The following is an 18028-nucleotide window of genomic DNA, read 5'->3' on the forward strand; positions in this document are numbered from 1 at the left end:
GGAGGCTACGGCGGCACCTTCGCCGACCCGGACGGCTACATCTGGAGCCTCGGCTACAGCGCCCAGGGAACCGACCAGCCCTACGCCGAATAGCCTTGCCCCCGGCGCGTGTTGCTGGAGCGGCGAGCGGGGCCGGGCGGGCGCGATCCGCGGTGGACCGGCAGGACGAACAGGAGAAGACCATGAAGTTTCGAACCTTCGTCGAACCCCCTGAGCCCATGCGGGGTCTGGAGGTTCCGCCCGAGGTGATGGCGGCGCTCGGCGGAGGCGCGCGGCCGCCGGTGACGATCACGGTCAACGGGCATTCCTGGAAGAGCCGGGTCGCCCTCCTGCGCGGCCGCCACCTGCTCGGTCTCAGCAAGGCCAACCGGCAGGCCGCGGGAGTCGCGACCGGCGACGAGGTCGAGGTCGAGCTGGAGCTCGACACCGAGCCGCGCGTCGTCGTCGAGCCGGCGGACTTCGCCCAGGCCCTGGACGACGACCCGGTCGCCCGCGCCGCCTACGACAACCTCGCCCACAGCCACAAGCGCGAGCATGTGCGCGCCGTCGAGAGCGCGAAGAAGCCCGAGACGCGCCGACGGCGCATCGAGAAGGCCATCGCCACCCTGCGGGGCTGACCCCGCGAAACGAGACTCCGCCCGGCGATGACACCGCCGGGCGGAGCCGTGCTCTTCCGCGCCCGGTCGCGGCCCGATCTGTCGCGACGGTCGTCGGGAGCAAAAGAATCTTCGTAACACCCTTGCGGAAGAAACGCGGCATGGTGGGACCTGCTGTGCGCTCTTCTCGCCGCCTGCTCCCCTGCCCGCCGCATTCCGGCGAAACGGCTACGCCCTCGGCCACCGACGACTAGCGTCGAACTCTGGTTGGCAGGCACCTGGGGGGACAAGTGGCTGACACTTTGAGAGGCCATCACGAACGACTGCAACGGATCGCCAGCAGGCATCGCACGCCTGCTCCTGTCGCGGTATCTGACGAGGCGGGAGATCACCCGATGGCCGGTTCCCGGGTCGGGTGCTCGGCCCCGGCCTGGAGCCACATCACGGCGGCTTCCAGGAAGGCGCGCCAGTACGGCATGGCGAGAGCGTCGCTCTGCAGTTCGCCCGTCCTCACGCGTCGACGAGGGATATCGGCGCCAGATTGATCTCGATAGGTGGCTGGACCTTTGGCCCAGACGGCACGTCGGCGCTTCTGAGGGCCGTTAGAAGCCGTTCTCGGGCTCCGGAAGTGATCTACCGCCGTCCAGACCAACCGTTGATCGCCGCATGAGCCCCCGCAGAGGGCAAAGAAGCCGGATCTGCGAGTTCGCGAGGGTGAGGACGTCGGCATCCGTGCGGGCCCGGGAGTCCACGCCGGGGATCCAGGTGCCGATCCGGCCCTCGAGTTGAGGTGTTCGCCGACGTGGTGGACAGGGATTTGTAGCGGAGGCGGCGTCCGGACCGTAGGGGCCGGGGGGCCGACGGTCGTGATGAGCTTGTTCGGTTCCCTCGCGGCGAGACCAGGGAACCCGGCCGCCCCGCCGGGGACCACCAGTGCCGACCCGCACACCGCACCGGCCGGCGACTCGGAGCGCCCCCGGTCTCAGCCGGTCTTCTCCATGCCCGGGCGCAGGCGCCCCAGGAGGGCGTAGAGCGTGCCGCTCTCGGCCGGGGTGAGGGTGTCGAGGGCGCCGTGGGTGGTCAGCATCTCTTCGCGGAGGCGCCGGACGGTCTCGCGACCCTCGTCCGTCACGACCACGTTCTTCACGCGGCGGTCGGCGGGGTCGGCCTCGCGGCGCACGAGCCCGCGGCCCTCCAGACGGTCGACGATCCCGGTCACGTTGGAGGCGTCGCACACCAGGAGCGCGGCCAGGGCGCGCATCGGAAGGGGGCCGTCGAGCTGGGCCAGGAGCTTGGCCTGGGTGGGGGTGAGTCCGTGGCGGGTGGCGGCGGCCGCGAAGTCGCGCCACTGGGCCGTGCCGATGGCGGCGAGGAGCTCCAGGAGCTGCGGCTTGGTCGGGGTCTCCGGAGTGGTCGCGCTCATGCCTGGAGCGTACTCAAGGTGCTTCACATTATCAATTATTTACTTGACCGCCTTAAGTATCTCCTCGTACTGTCATCCGAGTACTTGATGACCTCAAACATCTAGGCCCTGAAGCACCGAGAAGGTCCGCCCCTGATGAGCAACACCACTCCGCCCTCCACCGGGCAGCGCCGCGAGACGGCCATCGTCTTCGCGCTCAGCCTGGCCGCCATGGTCGTGTCGATGATGCAGACCCTGCCGGTCCCGATCCTCGGCCTCATCCGCGCCGACCTCGGCACCTCGACCGCGAACGTCAGCTGGGTGACGACCGCCACGCTGCTGTCCGCGGCCGTGTTCACGCCGCTCCTCGGTCGTTTCGGCGACCAGCACGGCAAGAAGCCCACCCTGGTGGCCGTGCTCGGCGTGATGGTCGTCGGATCGGTCGTCGCGGCCCTCGCGACCTCGCTCCCGCTCCTCATCCTCGGCCGCGTCCTCCAGGGCGCCGCCACCGCGATCTTCCCGCTCGCCCTGTCCGTACTGCGCGAAGAGGTCCGCCCGCACAAGCTGCCCGGCGCCATGTCGCTGGTCAGCGGCACCCTCGCCTTCGGCAGCGGCCTCGCGCTGGTCGCCACCGGCCTGCTCACCTCCGGCTCGGACGCCGACTACCGCTCCGCCTTCTGGATGGCGACCGGCTTCGCCGCCCTCGCCCTGCTCGCGGTGGTCTTCCTGGTCCCCGCGACCCGCCACAAGACCGGCGGGCGCACCGACTTCCTGGGCGCCCTGACCCTCGGCATCACCCTGCTGCTGCTCCTCCTGCCCATCTCGCAGGGCCACGAGTGGGGCTGGACCTCCGCCCGTACGCTCGGCAGCTTCGCCGGCGCCGCCGTGATGACCGTCGTCTGGGTCTTCACCGAGCTCAGGGTCCGCGAGCCGCTCGTCGACATGCGCATGTTCGTGCACCGCCCCGTGCTGATGGCCAACCTGGCCGGCGTGCTGGTCGGCTTCGGGATGTTCGCCAACTTCCTCGGCGTCTCGTACCTGGTCCAGATGCCCGAGGCCCTCACCGGCTACGGCTTCGGCGCGTCCATCCTGCGCGCCTCGGTGGAGTTCCTGCTGCCCGGCGCCATCGTCTCGCTGCTCGCCTCCCCCGTCGGCGGCCAGCTCGTCCGCCATCGCGGCCCGCGTACGGCCCTGGCCCTCGCGGCCGCCCTGGGCGCGGTGGGCTTCGGCTGGCTCGCCCTGGACCACGGGCACACCGCTTCGGTGATCGGCGCCGGCGTGGTCGTCGGCGCGGCCGTCAGCTTCGGCTACGCGGCCATGCCCGCGGTGATCATGGCGAGCGTGCCGCACCACCAGAGCGGCATAGCCAACGGCATCAACTCGATCTCCCGCTCCACCGGCAGCGCGATCGGCAGCGCCGTGGTGACGACGATCCTGGCCTCGCAGACCATCGAGCACCTGCCGGCCGGCGTTCCGGCGCTGCCCGCCGAGTCCGGCTTCACCCTGACGTTCTGGGTGGGCGCCGTGGCCTTCGCCCTCGTCGCGATCATCGCCCGGTTCGGCCTGCGCACCCGCCAGGAGGCCCCCGCCGCGGTGGCGAACGCCCCCGCCGTCGCCAAGGCCGCCGAGCCGGCGGCCTGACGCGGACCGCGGGGACACGCGAGAGGGCCGGGGCGATGGAGACCGCCCCGGCCCTCGGGTCACTGCTCAGGGACCGCTCAGACCTGCTCGTCCTCGGGGAGGCTGACCAGCCAGCGGGTGTCCTGGCGCGGCCGGAGGTACACGGCCCAGTACACGGTGGCGATCGCCGTGATGCCGCCGGTCCACAGCAGGTACTCGGTGTCCTGCATGTACAGGACGTACGCGAGGACGCCGATGAGCAGCACCGGGACGGCCGGCCACAGCGGCATGCGCCACGCCGCGACCTCGCGGTGGGCACCCCGCCGGCTGGACAGGGCCGCCACCGCGACCAGCAGGTACATGCCGGTGACGGAGACGCCGGTGACGCCGTAGAGGGTGTCGAGGTTGACGAAGCACAGCGCCGCGCCGGGGACGCCGACGACCAGGGTGGCCACCCACGGGGAGCCGAACCGGCCCAGGCGGGACAGCGCGTTGTTGACCGGCTCCGGCCAGGCCTTGTCGCGTGCGGAGGCGAAGAGCACCCGGGAGTTCTGGATGACCATCACGATGCCGGCGTTGATGATGGCCAGCGCGACGCAGAGGCTGATGAAGGTGCCGACGGCGGAGTTGGACCAGGCGGTGATCATGCCGCTGATGTCGCCGCCGGTCAGCGTCTCCAGGTCGCCCGCGCCGAGGGTGATGGCGACGACGGGAACCAGGATGACGGCGGTGGAGATGGCCAGGGTGGCGAGCACCGTGCGGGCCACGTTGCGGCGCGGGTTCTCCAGCTCCTCGGAGAGGTAGACGGCCGTAGAGAAGCCCTGCGTGACGAAGAGGGCGATGGCGAGGCCGGAGACGACCAGGGCGCCGGTGACGAGCGAGTGCGTGCCTTCCTCGGCAGCCACCTCACCGTGCACCAGCGCGCCCACGCCGCGCTGCGAGTGGGCGAAGCCCAGGACCGCGACGATGCCCGCCGCGACGACCTCGAGGACGAGGAAGATTCCGGTGATCCAGGCGTTGGCCCGCAGGTCGAGCAGACCCGCGAGCGTGGCGAGGAGCATGACACCGGCGCCCGCGACGGGCGCCGGGATGTGCACCAGGGGCGCGAGGTAGTCGGCCGTCCCCATGGCGATCACCGGTGGCACGATCATCACGACCAGGAGGGACAGCACGAAGACCAGCCAGCCGGCCAGCCGGCCCGTGAGGGTGGAGACGATGGCGTACTCGCCGCCCGCGCTCGGGATCAGGGTGCCCAGCTCGGAGTAGCAGAACGCCACGCCGATACAGAGCAGCGAGCCGATGGCGATGGTCAGGGCGGTGAAGGTGCCGACCGATCCGAACAGGTCCGGTACGACCACGAAGAGGGTCGAGGCGGGCGTCACGCACGACAGCGTGAGCAGGGTGCCGCCCACGACACCGATGGAGCGCTTGAGCTTCTGCGGCACGGGGCCGGTCTGAGGGGCCAGCGCGTGCGGCGCGCTGAGGGTGTCGGTCATCAGGCGGTTCCGATCGGTGCGTGCGGTGTTCCGAGCGGGAGCGGTATCGCCTCCGTGGCGGCTGGTGATCAGGTGGTTCCGTGGCTCCCGGGCCTGAATGGAAGCCCGGGCAGAACCGCAGGTCAATGCCTCGCTTGCTGCGGAATCCGTCGTTCCGACATAGCGCGACGGGACGGCAGGGCATCAAGAACGCGCCAAGAAGCCGGAAAACGCTGCGTGCGGGAACCGCAGCAGGCCAGGGAGGACTTTTCCCGCGCTTTACCCGTCGCGCCCCTCGCGTCGTCCCCCGGTCCACCGTTCGGCACGAGGGCCCGCGACCTGGCGAGACCCGACCCGCCGAGGCCGACGGCGAGGACGAGAGGCGGCGCGGCCGGCGCTTCCCGCCGCCGGGAGGCGAGCCGTACGGCGGAGGCTGCGCCGCCGGCGCATCCCGCCGCCGGGAGGCGAGCCGTACGGCGGAGACGGGGGCGTGCCGTACGGCAGCGGCCCCGCCCGATGCCGCACCGGCTCCGCGCTCCTCGCTCCTCGCTCCTCGCTCCTCCGGCCGGACCACCCGTCCTCCGTCCGCGTGGTCACCTGCCGGCCCTGTCGCCACCGGCCGCCACCGGGTCGGATAATGCACCGGGACTCCCCCATGACCACGCCTCGGGAGGCGCGATGACGGTGCCGTTCCAGGTCCGGCTCCAGGCAGCGGTCGTCCGGGGGGCCTTTGCGCTGCCCGGACCGCTGCGACGGCTGATCGCGGGCGCGCCCGTGCGCAAGGACGGCCAGGAGCTCGCCCTCGACGCGCAGTTGCTGCTGCGCCTGCAGCGGCTCGCCGGCGACCCGCTGGTCAGCCCGCACGGGGTCGCGCACACCCGGGCGGCCCTCGACCTGGGGCGGCATCTGGTGAGCGGCCCGCCGATCCAGCCGGTGGCCGCGCGGGAGATCTCCATCCCCATGCAGTACGGCGACCTGCCGGCGACCCTGTACACCCCGGCCGGGCTCGACGGGCCGTCAGGGCTGCTGGTCTTCTTCCACGGCGGGGGCTGGGTGGTCGGCAGCCGGGCGAGTCACGACAACACGGCACGCTTCCTCGCCCAGCGGGCGGGCGTGCGCGTGCTGTCCGTGGAATACCGGCTGGCTCCGGAGCACATCTTCCCCGCCGCCGTCGACGACGCCCTCGCCGCCTTCGACTTCGCCCACGCCAAGGCCGGCGACCTCGGCGCCGACCCGGCCCGGATCGCCGTCGGCGGGGACAGCGCGGGCGGCAACCTGGCCGCGGTCACCGCTCAGCTGGCGACCCGGCGCGGTGGCCCGGCACCCGCCTTCCAGCTGCTGTTCTACCCCGCGACCGACGCGTCCCGGCACCGCCGCTCACGGCAGCTCTTCGGCGACGGCTTCTTCCTCACCAGCGCGCACATGGACTGGTTCTCCGGCCACTACGCGCCGCCGGGCGTGGACCGTACGGACGCCCGCCTCTCCCCGCTGCTGGCCGACGACCTGACCGGCCTGCCGCCCGCCTACATCGCCACCGCGGGCTTCGACCCGCTCCGCGACGAGGGCGAGGCCTACGCGCGCCGCCTGTCCGAGGCCGGCGTGACGGTCGCGCTCAGCCGCCAGCCGGACCTCGTCCACGGCTTCGTCAACTTCCTGGGGATCGGCCGCCGCTTCCGCGAGGCCACCGCCGAGGCCGCGGGAGCGCTCCGCCTGGCCCTGAGCGCGCACTGACCCGGCCCGCCGGGTCCGTGACGCACCGGCGCGCGTCGCCGGGGCGCTGACGCCGACGTCCGGGCGGGCCACGATCCGCACACCGTGGCCCAGGCCCTGGCCGTCACCCCGCCCGAGCGCGCTCCCGTGGTCGTCGGGGCGCTCGTGGACGCCGCCGGGACGGCCCTGCGGGTGATCGGCGGCTCCGTCCCGGCCTTGGGCGCGCTCGTCGTCGCGAAGTCGCTGCCGGCCCGGGGCGGCTCCGTCCCGGCCTTCGGCGCGCTCGTCGTCGCGGAGTCGCTGCCGGCCCGGCGGCGGCTCCGCCCGTGACCGGGTGGCGGACGGTCACACGTCCTGGATCCGCCGGAAGGGCTGCTCCGCCTCCAGCGCGAACGCGACCTCCAGGAGCGTCCGTTCGTGACCGGGCCGGGCGGAGAACATGACGCCGATCGGCAGCCCGTCCTCCGTTGCGCTCGCCGCCGGCAGCGACAGGGACGGGGTGCCGACCACGTTGTTGACCGGGGTGAACGCGACGTACGCGAGGATCCGCTCGACCAGCGTCGCGTAGGGGACGTTCGGGTTGAGCCGGCCGAGCTCCGGCGTGGTGTGGGCGAGCACGGGCGACAGGATCAGGTCGAGCCCGCGGAAGCCCGCCGCGTAGGCCTCCGTCGTGCGCTTCAGCCGGCGCACCACGCCCGGGGTGCGCCGCCAGTTCTCCAGGTACGTCTCGCGCAGGCCCCGGCTGAGACCGTCCATGCGGTGCCGGTCGAAGTCCGTGCCGAGGGTGCGGCCCGTGGCGCCGAGGAGGAACGACAGCATGCCCCAGTAGGTGAGGAAGTCGTCGGTGAAGCGGGGGTCGATCGACAGTTCCACCGGCTGGACCGTGTGGCCGAGTCCTTCCAGCGTCTTCGCCGTCTCCGTGACCGCCGCACGGGTGGCGGCGTCGGAACGCACGCCGTTCGGCGAGTCCAGCAGGAGTCCGATCCGCAGCCGCCGCTGCGAGGGGCCCTCGACCAGGCCGAGGGGCGGCAGCTTCGGGTTGCGCCAGTGCGTCTCGGCGGCGGCGAGGAAGGCTGCGGTGTCCCGTACGGAGCGGCTCACGACGCCGTCGGTGACGAGGTCGAGGGGGAGTTGACGGCTCTGCGCGTTGCGGACGACCCGGCCGCGGGTCGGCTTGAGGCCGACGAGTCCGCAGCAGGCGGCGGGGATCCGGATGGAGCCGCCGCCGTCGTTGGCGTGCGCGATGGGCACCGCGCCGGCGGCGACGAGCGCCGCGCTGCCGCCGGACGAACCGCCCGCCGAGTGGCCCGTGTTCCACGGGTTGCGCACCGGCTCGGCGTCCTCGTACTCCGTGGTGGGGCTGAAGCCGAACTCGGGCAGCCGGGTCTTGCCGAGCACCGTGACTCCGCTGCTGAGGAACTGCCGGGCGAAGGGCGCGTGCCGGCGTGCCGCCCGGGGCGTGAAGGCGGCGCTGCCGTGGCCGGTGGGCAGTCCGCGGTAGTCGGTGTTGTCCTTGACGAAGGTGGGCACACCGGCGAGCGGACCGTCCGCCGGTCCCTCCTCGTACGGCGCCGGCGCGTCGCGGTGCACCTGCACGGCGTGGAGCCGGTCCTCGACCGCCCGTACGCGCTCCGCCGCGGCCCGGGCGGCCTCGGCGGCGCCGACCTCGCGGCGCCGGATCGCCGCGGCGAGCCCCACGGCGTCGTGCTCTGCCAGGGCGTCGTCCCGGAAGGCGTGCACCCTCGTCCGTTCCTCGGAAGTCGTCACCGCTGTCTCAGCCCCCGCCGCCGTGTGGATGGTGGACCTCCATCATTGCCTACCGCCAAGTAACACGCGAGGGGTTCGCGCGCTTCCTATGATCACCGAGGATCACCAGAGATCGGCGGAGCGAATCGCGGACCACGATCGCCCGCCGTGGGCCGGCCACGCGTGACCGGCGACCCAGGGGAGGCTCGACCAGCATGACGGAGCATTGCGTGTACCTCGTGACCGGCGGCGGGACCGGTATCGGAGCCGCGACCGCCCGGCTGCTGACGGAGGCGGGGCACCGGGTGGTGGTCTCCGGACGCCGGCCCGAACCCCTGCACGTGGTCGCCGCGGAGACCGGCGCGCTGGCCGTCCCCTCGGACATCGGCGAGCCCGACGCCGTACGCGCCCTGGTCGACGCGGCCCTCGACGCGTACGGACGGCTCGACGGCCTCGTCCTCAACGCCGGTATCGGCCGCGGCGGCGGGGTGGGCGAGGTGACCCTGGAGGACTGGGACGCGGTCATGCGGACCAACCTCACCGGGCCGTTCCACCTGTTGCGCGCCGCGCTTCCCCACCTCCTCGACGCCCGCGGGGCGGTGGTCGCGGTCGCCTCGGTCTCCGCGCTGCGCAACGGAGTCGGCAACGCCGCCTACGCCACCTCCAAGGCCGCGCTGCTCCAGCTGTGCCGCTCGCTCGCCGTCGACTACGGGAGCGCCGGACTGCGTGCCAACACCGTGTGCCCGAGCTGGGTGCGCACCGACATGGCGGACCGGCGGATGAACCGGTTCGCCGAGGAGGCGGGCCTCGGCGAGGGCGGGATCGAGGCCGCGTACGAGGAGGTCACCCGGGTGCTGCCGGCCGGGCGGCCCGGCGAGCCGCGCGAGGTGGCCGAGGCGATCGCCTGGCTCCTCTCGCCCGCCGCGTCCTTCGTCAACGGCGCGGTTCTCACGATCGACGGCGGCGCGACCGCCCTGGACCCGGGCACGCTGGGCTTCGAGTTCCGCATGGAGCCGCGCGTACCGCAGGCCTGACGCTCCCGCCCCCCGGTCCCTACGGCGCCCGGCGCGGCTCCTCGTCCGCGCGGCCGCGCTGGTCCCACAGGCAGGAGACGACCACGACCAGCGGCCACAGCGACTGCATGCAGGTCACCAGGCGCTCGGCGACGCCCGCGGCGCCCCGGCCGTCGGCCTCGAAGACGAACCACAGCGCCGCGACACCCATGGACCCCGTCGCCACGAGGGCGGGCCCGCGCCGCAGCGCCCACGGGGCGGGCCGGCGGGCACCGCGCGCCGTGGCCATCACCGGCCACAGGGCGAGCAGGGCGAAGCCCGTGGCGGCGATGGAGCCGTGCCGCAGCGAACCGCCGCTCGCGGGGGTGGGGAACAGCGCCACGACCAGGGCGGCCAGTCCCCCGGCGGCCAGTGCCGCGCGACCCGCGGGGGCGGCCGCGCGCAGCCCCCAGGCGGTGCTCAGGTGGCAGACGCCCAGGGCGAGCAGCGCACCGGTCATCACCCAGAACCCGGCGGCACCGTAGGCCGCGAGGACGCTGATCGTCTGCCGGACGGCGTCGTAGGACGGCCCCTGGAGCGCGGCCGCGGTCGTCCAGCCGCCGACCAGCACCACGGGGGCGCAGCCCGACGGCACGAGGGCCCACATCGGAACGTCTCGCATCGGATCACCGTAGGCGGGTGATCCAAGGACGGCGACGCAGCACGCCGCGCGGGCTCACTGAGCGCCGAAGACCTGCGTCCAGTAGGGGCCGCCGGAGGTGTGGATGCCGATGCCGATCTCGCGGAAGGCGCAGTTGAGGATGTTCGCCCGGTGGCCGGGGCTGTTCATCCAGGAGTCCATCACCTCGGCCGGGGTGCGCTGGCCCTTCGCGATGTTCTCGCCGTACGTCGACCAGCGGTACCCGGCCGCGGTGACGCGCTCGCCGGGCCCGTCGCCGTCGGGGTTGGTGTGGTCGAAGAAGTCGCGGGCGGCCATGTCGTCGGAGTGGCCCTGCGCGGCCCGGGTCAGCAGGGAGTTCTCGGTCAGGGGTCCGCAGCCGGCGCGTGCCCGCTCGGAGTTGACCAGGTCGATCACCTCGCGGGAGTCGGACGTGTCCCCCGAGCCGGTGCCGGTCGGCTTCGGGCGGGGCGCGGGCGTCGTGGTGCGCGGCGGGGCGGGCTTCGTGGTCGTCCGGGTGGGCGTCGGCCTGGGCGGGCGGCTCGGCCGCGCGGAGCGGCTCGCGGTGGGGGACGGGGTCGCGGTGGGCGAGGTCGTGGTGGTCTGCGCCTGCGTGCCGACGCCCGTGGTCTCGGGTGCGGCCGCCTGCGTCACGTCGACGGTGTCCGGGCCGCCGCCCTCGGGACCGGTGAGGAAATGGAACGTCCCGCCGGCGACGGCCACCACCGCGATGCCCGCGGCGGCCACGGCCCGGCGGCGCCCGCGCTTGCGCTGCTGCTCCTTGCGGCGGGCCCCCCGGGCGCCCGGCGCCGCGGGCTGCCCGCCCGGCGCCGCGGCGTGCCGGGCCCGCGCGGAGCCCGGCCGGGGCGCGGCGGCGCGCGGCGCGGTGGTGGCGGCGTTCGCGGCGTGGGCGGCGAGTTCCGGCGCGAGTCCGGCGCTCTCGCGGACGCTGGTGAGCAGCAGCGCCGCCGGAGGGACGAGGAGCAGCCCGACGAGCAGCCCCTCGGCGGGCACGAGGTTGTACGAGAGTCCGGCGCAGTGCGGGCAGGCGTGGGCGTGCCGGGCTATGCGCTTGCGCCACAGCGCGGAGGGGCGCCCGTCCCAGGTGCCGAGCCCGGATCCGAGGGTGGGGCACAGCGGCCGGGCGGACAGGGCCCGGACGACCAGACGTGAGGTGTCCAGGCGCTCCTTCATGCGCTGGACGCGGACGGCGGTGTGCTGCGGCGACAGTTCGAGGGCGGCCGCGACCTCGTGGCGGGTCAGCTCGCCGGCGCACTCCAGCCACCACAGGGAGAGCAGGGCGGCGTCCTCGGGCTCCATCCAGCGGGTGGCCTCGGCGGTCTCGCGCCGCTGGCCGGACAGCTGCAGTCGGGCGACCGTGAGGTCGACGAAGTCGGCGCCCGGCTGGGCCAGGTCCCGCGCGTCGTCGAGGACACCGGTGACCTGGCCGACCTGCTGCCGGTGCCAGTGGGTGCGCAGGGTGTTCATGGCGATGGCGACGAGCCAGGACCGGAAGCTGTCCGGGGAGCGCAGCCCGCCGAGCCCGTCGAGCGCCCGCAGCATGGTCTCCTGGACGACGTCGTCCACATCGTGGTGCCCGTTCATGGCCCGGCCCACGATGTTGTAGACGAGCGGCAGCCAGGCGGTGACGAGCCGGTCCTGAGCCTCCGCGTCGCCGCGCTGCGCGGCCCTGACCAGCTCCGTGCCGTTCGGTGGTGCCATCCCCTGCGCCATGCTGTTCGTCCTGCCTGTTGCCGATGCCCAACACCTGGGAGACCGAGGAGTCGGCGCACGATAACGGAAAATCGCCGAAGACGTTTTCGAGGGCCTCCCTCCATGGGCGGGACAGAAACCGACAAGTGGCACGAAAAGACATGGACCGTCGTCCCGCCGGCACGGCCCGTCGGCCGAAGCGGCCCTGGACGCGGCCGGCGGTGCGCGGGTCGGCCGGGCGGGGACGCCGAAACAGCCGAGTCGGACGGGGGCGGGACGGCGCAGGGCGCCCGGACAGGACTGCTACGTGGGCGCCGGGCTCGTACGCGCCGACGGCGGCCCGGCCGCCTGAGTGGAACCGGTCGCAGCCGGTCGCCTACGTGTGGCTGCGGCACGCGCGTACGGAGGGGCCCGTGCGCGCACCGCTCGCGCTCGGTCGCTTCCGAGCGCCCGCCCCGCCGCTCGGCGCGCGGTGAGGCGTCCGCGCGGCGCCGGGCGGCTTCGGCGAGGGCCGGAAACACGACGTGGTGGCCGGGGCTGCGCCCGACCACCACGTCGCTGGTGAACCTGTCGTGTCCGAGGGGGGACTTGAACCCCCACGCCCGATAAAGGGCACTAGCACCTCAAGCTAGCGCGTCTGCCATTCCGCCACCCGGACAGGGTGTCGTCCTCCGCGGGGCTGCCCGCGGCGACAGGGATCAATCTACCAGGGATTCGAGCTGCTGTTCACCACGTTTCCCGTGGTCAGCGAGGTGGGCAGCCCGCAGGGGGCACGTCCTCAGCGGCCCCGGTAGACCTCGGCGCTCCGGCCGTGCCCGGCGCAGAGCCACACGCCGTGGGGACAGTAGTCCGACAGGGACTGGTAGAGCGGCCGGTGCTCGCGGAACCAGTCGAGCATGCCCCGCATGTACGTGGGGTTGTCACCGTTCCGGTAGAGCCCCCACTCCGGGTACGAGACCGGCTTGCGGTGCCGCGCGGCGAACTCCACCTGGTCACGCAGCCCGTAGGGCTCCTCGACCTGCCGGCGGAAGCTCATGCCGGCGGGGTGGTCGTAGGCGTCCATGCCGATGACGTCGACGAACGCGTCCCCCGGATAGCACTCGGTCCACGGCACGGCGTCCCGGCCGCGGTTGGGCGCGAAGTCGAAGCGGAAGCGCTGGCCCTCGACCGCGCGCATCGCGCGCACGATGCGCTGCCAGTAGGCGCGCCAGCCGGCCGGGTCGGGGTGGCAGCGGTGGGTGAAGGTGATGCCGTTCATCTCCCAGCCCAGGACGAGCACGCTGTCGGCGAGGCCCGCCTCGACGAGGCGCCCGGCCAGGACCGCGAAGTGGGCGTCGTACCGGCCGCTCGCGCCGGCCGCCAGGAGCTCGGCGACCTCGGCGTCGGGAAGGTGGGCCTCGCTGCGGTCGAACATGGGAACGTTGAGGACGACGAGGCGGTCGGCGCGGGCCCCTCGCCAGACTCCCCACGGGCGCAGGAACTCCGGCGGTCCTTCGATGCTCTCCCAGTCGTCGCCCGGCAGATAGGTGCGCCCCGCGGTCAGCCGCCCGCGCCCCCACCACTTCTCGAAGGCCGGCACCCTGGCGATGCCCTCCGCCCCCGAGCCGATGAAGGCGCCGTTCGCCGTGTCCGGGCGGGGGCCGGCCTTCGCGTCCTCGGGGACGCGGGGGCACGCGAGGAGCTGGGCGACGGCGAGCAGCGCCACGACCACACCGATCGCACCGATCCGGCCGCCGGGCGTCATGACTACTTGGGCGGCAGGCCCGCCGCGAAGGCCCGGCCCCGGTCGATCCAGTCGGCGAGCGCGGCGTCCTCGGCAACGGCGGCGGCGTCCACCACGACCCACCCCCGCATCGGACGTCCCGTCATGTCGAACAGCCGCGCCCCCGGCCGGGCGAGAGCGTCCTCGGTGGCGTCCGGTCCGACCCGGACCATCAGGTCCTCCCCGGTCACGCCCACGGCCATGTTCCCGGCGCACAGGAACGCGATCCCGCCGAACATGCGCTGCTCCGTGCACGCCGGGTCCCCGGAGAGATGAACGCGGATCCGCTCCGCGAGACCCTCGTCGAATGCCATGGACGTCCTCGTGGTCATCGCCGTGGCGGGGGGCGCCGCGGGGCGGGGTGTGGTGCTCCGAGTCTGGCCAACACCACCCGGGGCCGCCACTCCGGACGCCCGGGCGCGGGTACGCCCCCCCGTCGCGGGTAGGACCTCCCCCAGGTGCGGGTACGAACTCCCCCTGCCACAGGCACGCCCCCGGGGTACGAACTCCCCCGGCCACAGGCACGCCCCCGGGGTACGAACTCCTCCGGGCGCAGGTACGACCACCCCCGTTCCCCGTTCCCCGTCCTCCTCCGCCGCGTCTCCCGTTTGCCATACTGCTGCGATGCCGTCGACGCCCCGCACCGCGCAGCCGTCGAGCCCCGCTCCGGCGGGCGCCGCACCCTTCGTGCGCTTCCAGGGAACGGTGCGCAGCCCACGAGGACATTTCCCGGGGATCTTCGCCCTGGCCAACACGCTGGCCAGGGAGGGGCGGCTCAGCGAGGAGCAGTACCGCTTCTGGCGGTCCGCGAACGACTGGTACGACGCCGCGTACCCCGACCCGTCCGCCACCGACCCGACCGTCTACGACGACGCGCTCCACCCCGGAGCCGTGGCCTGGTTCAAGCCCACGGCCACGCATCTGCTCGACCGGATCCCCGGCTATCTGGACCTGCTCGCCGCCCACGGCGTGCCGTGCGTACGGATCGAGTCGCCGGACCCGGGGCGGATCGTCTACGAGGACGACGTCCAGGTCGTGGCCGTGCCGTGGGAGCCGGCCGCCGTCCCGTCCTGTGACGGCGGCGCCCCCTGAAGGTCCGTCACTCGGGCAGGCGGGTGCCTTCGGGGAGACGGATCCCGAAGTCGTCCCGCAGGACCTTCAGGACCTCGTCGGCGTCCGCGAGGTCCCGTTCCGCCCTGGAGCCGTCGACGGCCGTCTCCGTGAACCGGCGTCCGGTGAGGGCCAGATGCGCGTCGGCAGCGGTGCGCTGGACGTAGACGACGCGGGCGAACGGGGAGCGCGGGTTGGTGGCGATGTGCCAGTTGATGACCTCGTAGTCGGGCGCCTGGAACGGCTCGACCGTGAAGGAGTACTGGTCCTCCCACTCCCCCTGCGCCACCAGGTACGTCTGGAGCTTCCACAGCTCCAACGGCCCCTCGTGCGGCCCGCGCACGAGTCGGTGGCGGCGCGGGGCGTCGTGCAGTTCGACGCCGGCGGTCAGCGGGATCGGCTCCAGGAGCGCGCCGATGCTGCCGAAGCCGACGTCGGTGACGTACGGCACGGGCTCGCCCGGCACCTCGGTCAGCATCAGCATGTGCGTACGGGGCCGGATCTCCCCCGGCTTCGCCCCGACCAGCACGCGCGCGGTGAGCAGGGTGACGCGGAATCCTATGGCGGTGAGGGCGGCCGCGAGAAGGGTGTTGTGCTCGTAGCAGTAGCCTCCGCGTTCGCCGTGGACGAGCTTGGCCTCCAGGTCGGGCAGGGCGAGGGAGGGCGCACTGCCGAGGACGGGGTCCAGGTTCTCGAAGGGGATGCCTTCCATGTGCGCACGGTGGACGGACCGCAGCACGTCCAGGGTGGGGCGCGGCTCCCCGGGCCGTCCGATGCGGGCGAGATAGGCGTGGAGGTCGATGCTCATGGCCCCACCGTACGCACCCGTCGCGGTGCCTCGCCTCGGCCTGACGCCCCATCCGGGGCCGGTCGGGACCTACGACTTCCGGCCCGGCCCGGTGGGACGGGCAGTTGGTCGACCAGGTCGTCGCGCCGCGGCTGCCCCGGCCCACCTGGGGGAGGACGGCCCTGCGCGACCGGCGCCCTTGTCCGGCCCCTGAGCGGCCAGCCCCCGGGCCGCCGGGGGCCCGTGGGCCTCGGACTCCCCGGCGCCCGCCCCGCAGGCCGGCTCGGGCCGGAAGACGCCGCGTCGAAGCGGGTCGCCCTCAGGCCCCGGCCGCTTCTCCGGCCTCCCGCGCGATCCGGTCGAACTGGGCGCCCATGGCCGCCGCGAGGGCCTGGGCGGCGGAGAGCGGGCGGACCATGACGGTGAAGTCGTCGATCCGGCCCTCCTCGTCGAAGTGGAGGAAGTCGCAGCCCTGGATCTGCCGCCCGTCGACGGTCGCGGTGAAGACCAGCGCGTGGTCGCGGCCGTCCGGGTTCGCGATCTCGCGGACGTACGTGAAGTCCTCGAAGACGCGCATCACGCCCCGGAGGATCGCCGCGGTGATGGCCTTGCCGGGGTACGGCTTGAAGGCGACCGGGCTGGTGAAGACGACGTCATCGGCGAGCAGCGCCTCGATGGCGGCCTCGTCTCGGGCCTCGACGGCCTGACGGAACGGGTGCATGATCCATCCTCGTATTACTCAATTTATTGAATAGGTGATGAGGAGGGTAGGGCGGGGGTGGGGTGATGTCCAGGGTTCTTCGGGCGCAGGCGCCCCCCGGCGTGGGATTTCTCGTGCGCCCGGCCACGAGCGGGCGCTCCCGGCACGTAGGCTCACGGCGGCGCGGCACTTGCGAGAAGGAGGACCCATGAACGCCACCGAGGAAGGCCGGCAGCGGCTGGACGAGGCCGACGTCCTCAACGCGAAGAAGACCCTCGTCCAGCTCCTCGCCCGGGCCGGGGTCTACACGGGCGACACCGAGGAGCTCATCGGGCTCGTCGAGGCGGGGGCCCTCACCCTCGCCCACCACCAGCTGGACGCCCTCGCGCGGAGCGCCCCCGGCGAGAAGGGCGAGCCCTACACGTCAGGCTGGCTCGACGGCGCGGGCGCGGTCGCCGACGAGCTCGGCGCCCTCGCCGAGCGGACCCTGAGCGGGGCGGTCGGCTCCGAAGCGCCGACCGCCGACGCGGCACCACGCACGCCGGTCGGCCGGATGGAGCTGGAGCGGGCGAAGGTGGTGGTCCTGCCGCTCTACCTCTCCTTCACCACCGTCTCCGACCTCGACCCCGAGGTCTCCGAGCAGGTCCTCACCGCCGTCCTCGGCACGATGAGCTCCCGTCAGCGGGCCGGCTACGCGGGCCGGCTCACGCGGTTCGCCACGACGCACCGCGACCGGGTGGAGCGGATGTACGCGGAGTACGGCCCTGGCAGCCCGATCGCCATCCACGGCCGCTACTCCCTGCTCCACTCCCCCACCAGCATCGCCGTCCTGGAACGCCTCACCACGACACCGGACCCCCTGCGCGAGGAGTGGGACGCGGCGGAGCTCCCGCCCGCGTGGCTGGAGGGCCTGACGACGGCGTGGGAGACGGCGGAGTGACGGGCCGGGACACGCCATGACCCACCACCACGTACCCCTACCCGCCGTCGAGTTCGAGGACGCGGACCGGGTCGACTTCGTCGAGCATCCGCCACCGTCGCTCACCCCCGAGGAGGGCCGTGCGGTGGACCGCCTCTGGGCTCGGACGACGGCCCGCAACCCGGAGACGTTCGACGGCCCGCTCGTGGCGAGCCTGGGCATCGACCGGCCGGCGCCCGGCCACACCTCGGTACGGTGGGCCAGGACGACCTACCGGCACCGGGAACTGCGCCGGATCCGCCCGGCCGCGGAGGTCCCGGGGTCCGTCTTCGTGACGGTGCTGCTGCCCACCGAGGACGGCCTGGCAGTGGGCCGCGGCTCCCGCACCACCGCCGCGCCCGGCCGCTGGACCCTGCCGGGCGGAGCGGCGGAGCCACCGCCGGACGGACAGCCCCTGGACCTGTCGGTGCTCCGCGCCCACGCCGCCCGGGAGCTGGCCGAGGAACTCGGCGTCCGCACGCCCGAGTCGGCGCTGCGGCTGCGGGCGCTGACCCGCGGCACCCGCTTCGGCAGCCTCGGCTTCCACTTCCTGGCGCCGCCCGTGCCCGCCGCGCTGGTACGCCGTCACCACGCCCGTCTCGCCGCCGCGGAGTCCGCGTACGGCGCCGGGCCGGAACTCGACGCGATCGCCTTCGTGGCCGCACCGGACCTGCCGGACCCCCTCCTCGACCGGTGCGCCGACTACCTTCCCCGCCTGCTCGACCACCACTTCACCCGCGGGGACCGGGCCGACGGCCGTCGATGACGGCGGGACCGG

Annotated in this window: 18 protein-coding genes and 1 tRNA gene; 8 read left to right on the plus strand and 11 right to left on the minus strand. The window is 73.7% G+C overall.

Annotated elements, in window-relative coordinates; translation table 11 throughout:
- The first annotated feature begins 182 nt into the window (after positions 1-182).
- Positions 183-617, plus strand: a complete 435-nt coding sequence (locus AB0M16_RS29455; RefSeq protein ID WP_365348244.1) for a YdeI/OmpD-associated family protein — start codon at positions 183-185, stop codon at positions 615-617.
- A gap of 367 nt (positions 618-984) precedes the next feature.
- Here AB0M16_RS29455 and AB0M16_RS29460 read toward each other — a convergent pair whose 3' ends face one another.
- Both AB0M16_RS29460 and AB0M16_RS29465 read right to left on the minus strand, forming a co-directional pair.
- Positions 985-1110: a hypothetical protein gene (locus AB0M16_RS29460; protein WP_365348246.1), complete on the minus strand. Its 126-nt coding sequence runs from the start codon at positions 1108-1110 to the stop codon at positions 985-987.
- A gap of 468 nt (positions 1111-1578) precedes the next feature.
- Positions 1579-2019 (minus strand): MarR family transcriptional regulator, encoded by a 441-nt coding sequence (locus AB0M16_RS29465; RefSeq protein WP_365348248.1) that lies wholly within the window; start codon positions 2017-2019, stop codon positions 1579-1581.
- 135 nt (positions 2020-2154) lie between these two features.
- Between AB0M16_RS29465 and AB0M16_RS29470 the strand changes: the two genes are divergently transcribed.
- Entirely contained in the window at positions 2155-3639 is a 1485-nt protein-coding gene (locus tag AB0M16_RS29470) for an MFS transporter (protein ID WP_365348250.1), read from the plus strand.
- A 77-nt stretch (positions 3640-3716) separates the two neighbouring features.
- Here AB0M16_RS29470 and AB0M16_RS29475 read toward each other — a convergent pair whose 3' ends face one another.
- Positions 3717-5114 carry an APC family permease gene (locus AB0M16_RS29475; RefSeq protein ID WP_365348252.1) on the minus strand — a complete coding sequence of 466 codons (1398 nt, stop codon included), beginning with the start codon at positions 5112-5114 and terminating at the stop codon, positions 3717-3719.
- A 657-nt stretch (positions 5115-5771) separates the two neighbouring features.
- Here AB0M16_RS29475 and AB0M16_RS29480 point away from each other — a divergent pair.
- Both AB0M16_RS29480 and AB0M16_RS29485 read left to right on the plus strand, forming a co-directional pair.
- On the plus strand, positions 5772-6824 hold the full coding sequence (locus AB0M16_RS29480) for an alpha/beta hydrolase (RefSeq protein ID WP_365348254.1): 1053 nt from the start codon (positions 5772-5774) through the stop codon (positions 6822-6824).
- A gap of 84 nt (positions 6825-6908) precedes the next feature.
- The gene (locus AB0M16_RS29485; protein WP_365348256.1) at positions 6909-7133 is read left to right on the plus strand and encodes a hypothetical protein; all 225 of its coding nucleotides are present in this window, start codon (positions 6909-6911) and stop codon (positions 7131-7133) included.
- A 15-nt stretch (positions 7134-7148) separates the two neighbouring features.
- Here AB0M16_RS29485 and AB0M16_RS29490 read toward each other — a convergent pair whose 3' ends face one another.
- A complete protein-coding gene (locus AB0M16_RS29490; RefSeq protein WP_365348258.1) occupies positions 7149-8570 on the minus strand; it encodes an amidase in 1422 nt (473 codons plus the stop codon).
- Positions 8571-8764: 194 nt separating this feature from the next.
- Between AB0M16_RS29490 and AB0M16_RS29495 the strand changes: the two genes are divergently transcribed.
- On the plus strand, positions 8765-9583 hold the full coding sequence (locus AB0M16_RS29495; protein ID WP_365348260.1) for an SDR family oxidoreductase: 819 nt from the start codon (positions 8765-8767) through the stop codon (positions 9581-9583).
- A gap of 19 nt (positions 9584-9602) precedes the next feature.
- Here AB0M16_RS29495 and AB0M16_RS29500 read toward each other — a convergent pair whose 3' ends face one another.
- From AB0M16_RS29500 to AB0M16_RS29520, 5 genes are all read right to left on the minus strand, one after another.
- Positions 9603-10223 (minus strand): DUF998 domain-containing protein, encoded by a 621-nt coding sequence (locus AB0M16_RS29500; protein WP_365348262.1) that lies wholly within the window; start codon positions 10221-10223, stop codon positions 9603-9605.
- Positions 10224-10277: 54 nt separating this feature from the next.
- Complete coding sequence (locus AB0M16_RS29505) at positions 10278-11942, minus strand: sigma-70 family RNA polymerase sigma factor (RefSeq protein WP_365348264.1); 1665 nt, start codon at positions 11940-11942, stop codon at positions 10278-10280.
- Between the two features lie 564 nt (positions 11943-12506).
- Positions 12507-12591, minus strand: a tRNA-Leu gene (locus AB0M16_RS29510).
- 120 nt (positions 12592-12711) lie between these two features.
- Complete coding sequence (locus AB0M16_RS29515) at positions 12712-13677, minus strand: glycosyl hydrolase (protein ID WP_365348266.1); 966 nt, start codon at positions 13675-13677, stop codon at positions 12712-12714.
- A 2-nt stretch (positions 13678-13679) separates the two neighbouring features.
- A complete protein-coding gene (locus AB0M16_RS29520) occupies positions 13680-14009 on the minus strand; it encodes a TfoX/Sxy family protein (protein ID WP_365348268.1) in 330 nt (109 codons plus the stop codon).
- A 310-nt stretch (positions 14010-14319) separates the two neighbouring features.
- Between AB0M16_RS29520 and AB0M16_RS29525 the strand changes: the two genes are divergently transcribed.
- Positions 14320-14787, plus strand: a complete 468-nt coding sequence (locus AB0M16_RS29525) for a hypothetical protein (RefSeq protein ID WP_365348270.1) — start codon at positions 14320-14322, stop codon at positions 14785-14787.
- A 7-nt stretch (positions 14788-14794) separates the two neighbouring features.
- Here AB0M16_RS29525 and AB0M16_RS29530 read toward each other — a convergent pair whose 3' ends face one another.
- Positions 14795-15613, minus strand: coding sequence for an arylamine N-acetyltransferase (locus AB0M16_RS29530; protein WP_365348272.1), 819 nt, complete (start codon positions 15611-15613; stop codon positions 14795-14797).
- A 298-nt stretch (positions 15614-15911) separates the two neighbouring features.
- Positions 15912-16313: a nuclear transport factor 2 family protein gene (locus AB0M16_RS29535; RefSeq protein WP_365348274.1), complete on the minus strand. Its 402-nt coding sequence runs from the start codon at positions 16311-16313 to the stop codon at positions 15912-15914.
- A gap of 187 nt (positions 16314-16500) precedes the next feature.
- Between AB0M16_RS29535 and AB0M16_RS29540 the strand changes: the two genes are divergently transcribed.
- Both AB0M16_RS29540 and AB0M16_RS29545 read left to right on the plus strand, forming a co-directional pair.
- Complete coding sequence (locus tag AB0M16_RS29540) at positions 16501-17232, plus strand: hypothetical protein (protein WP_365348276.1); 732 nt, start codon at positions 16501-16503, stop codon at positions 17230-17232.
- 16 nt (positions 17233-17248) lie between these two features.
- Entirely contained in the window at positions 17249-18016 is a 768-nt protein-coding gene (locus tag AB0M16_RS29545) for an NUDIX domain-containing protein (protein ID WP_365348278.1), read from the plus strand.
- Positions 18017-18028: the final 12 nt, after the last annotated feature.

The organism is Streptomyces sp. NPDC051921 (assembly GCF_040680975.1).
Lineage (GTDB): Bacteria > Actinomycetota > Actinomycetes > Streptomycetales > Streptomycetaceae > Streptomyces.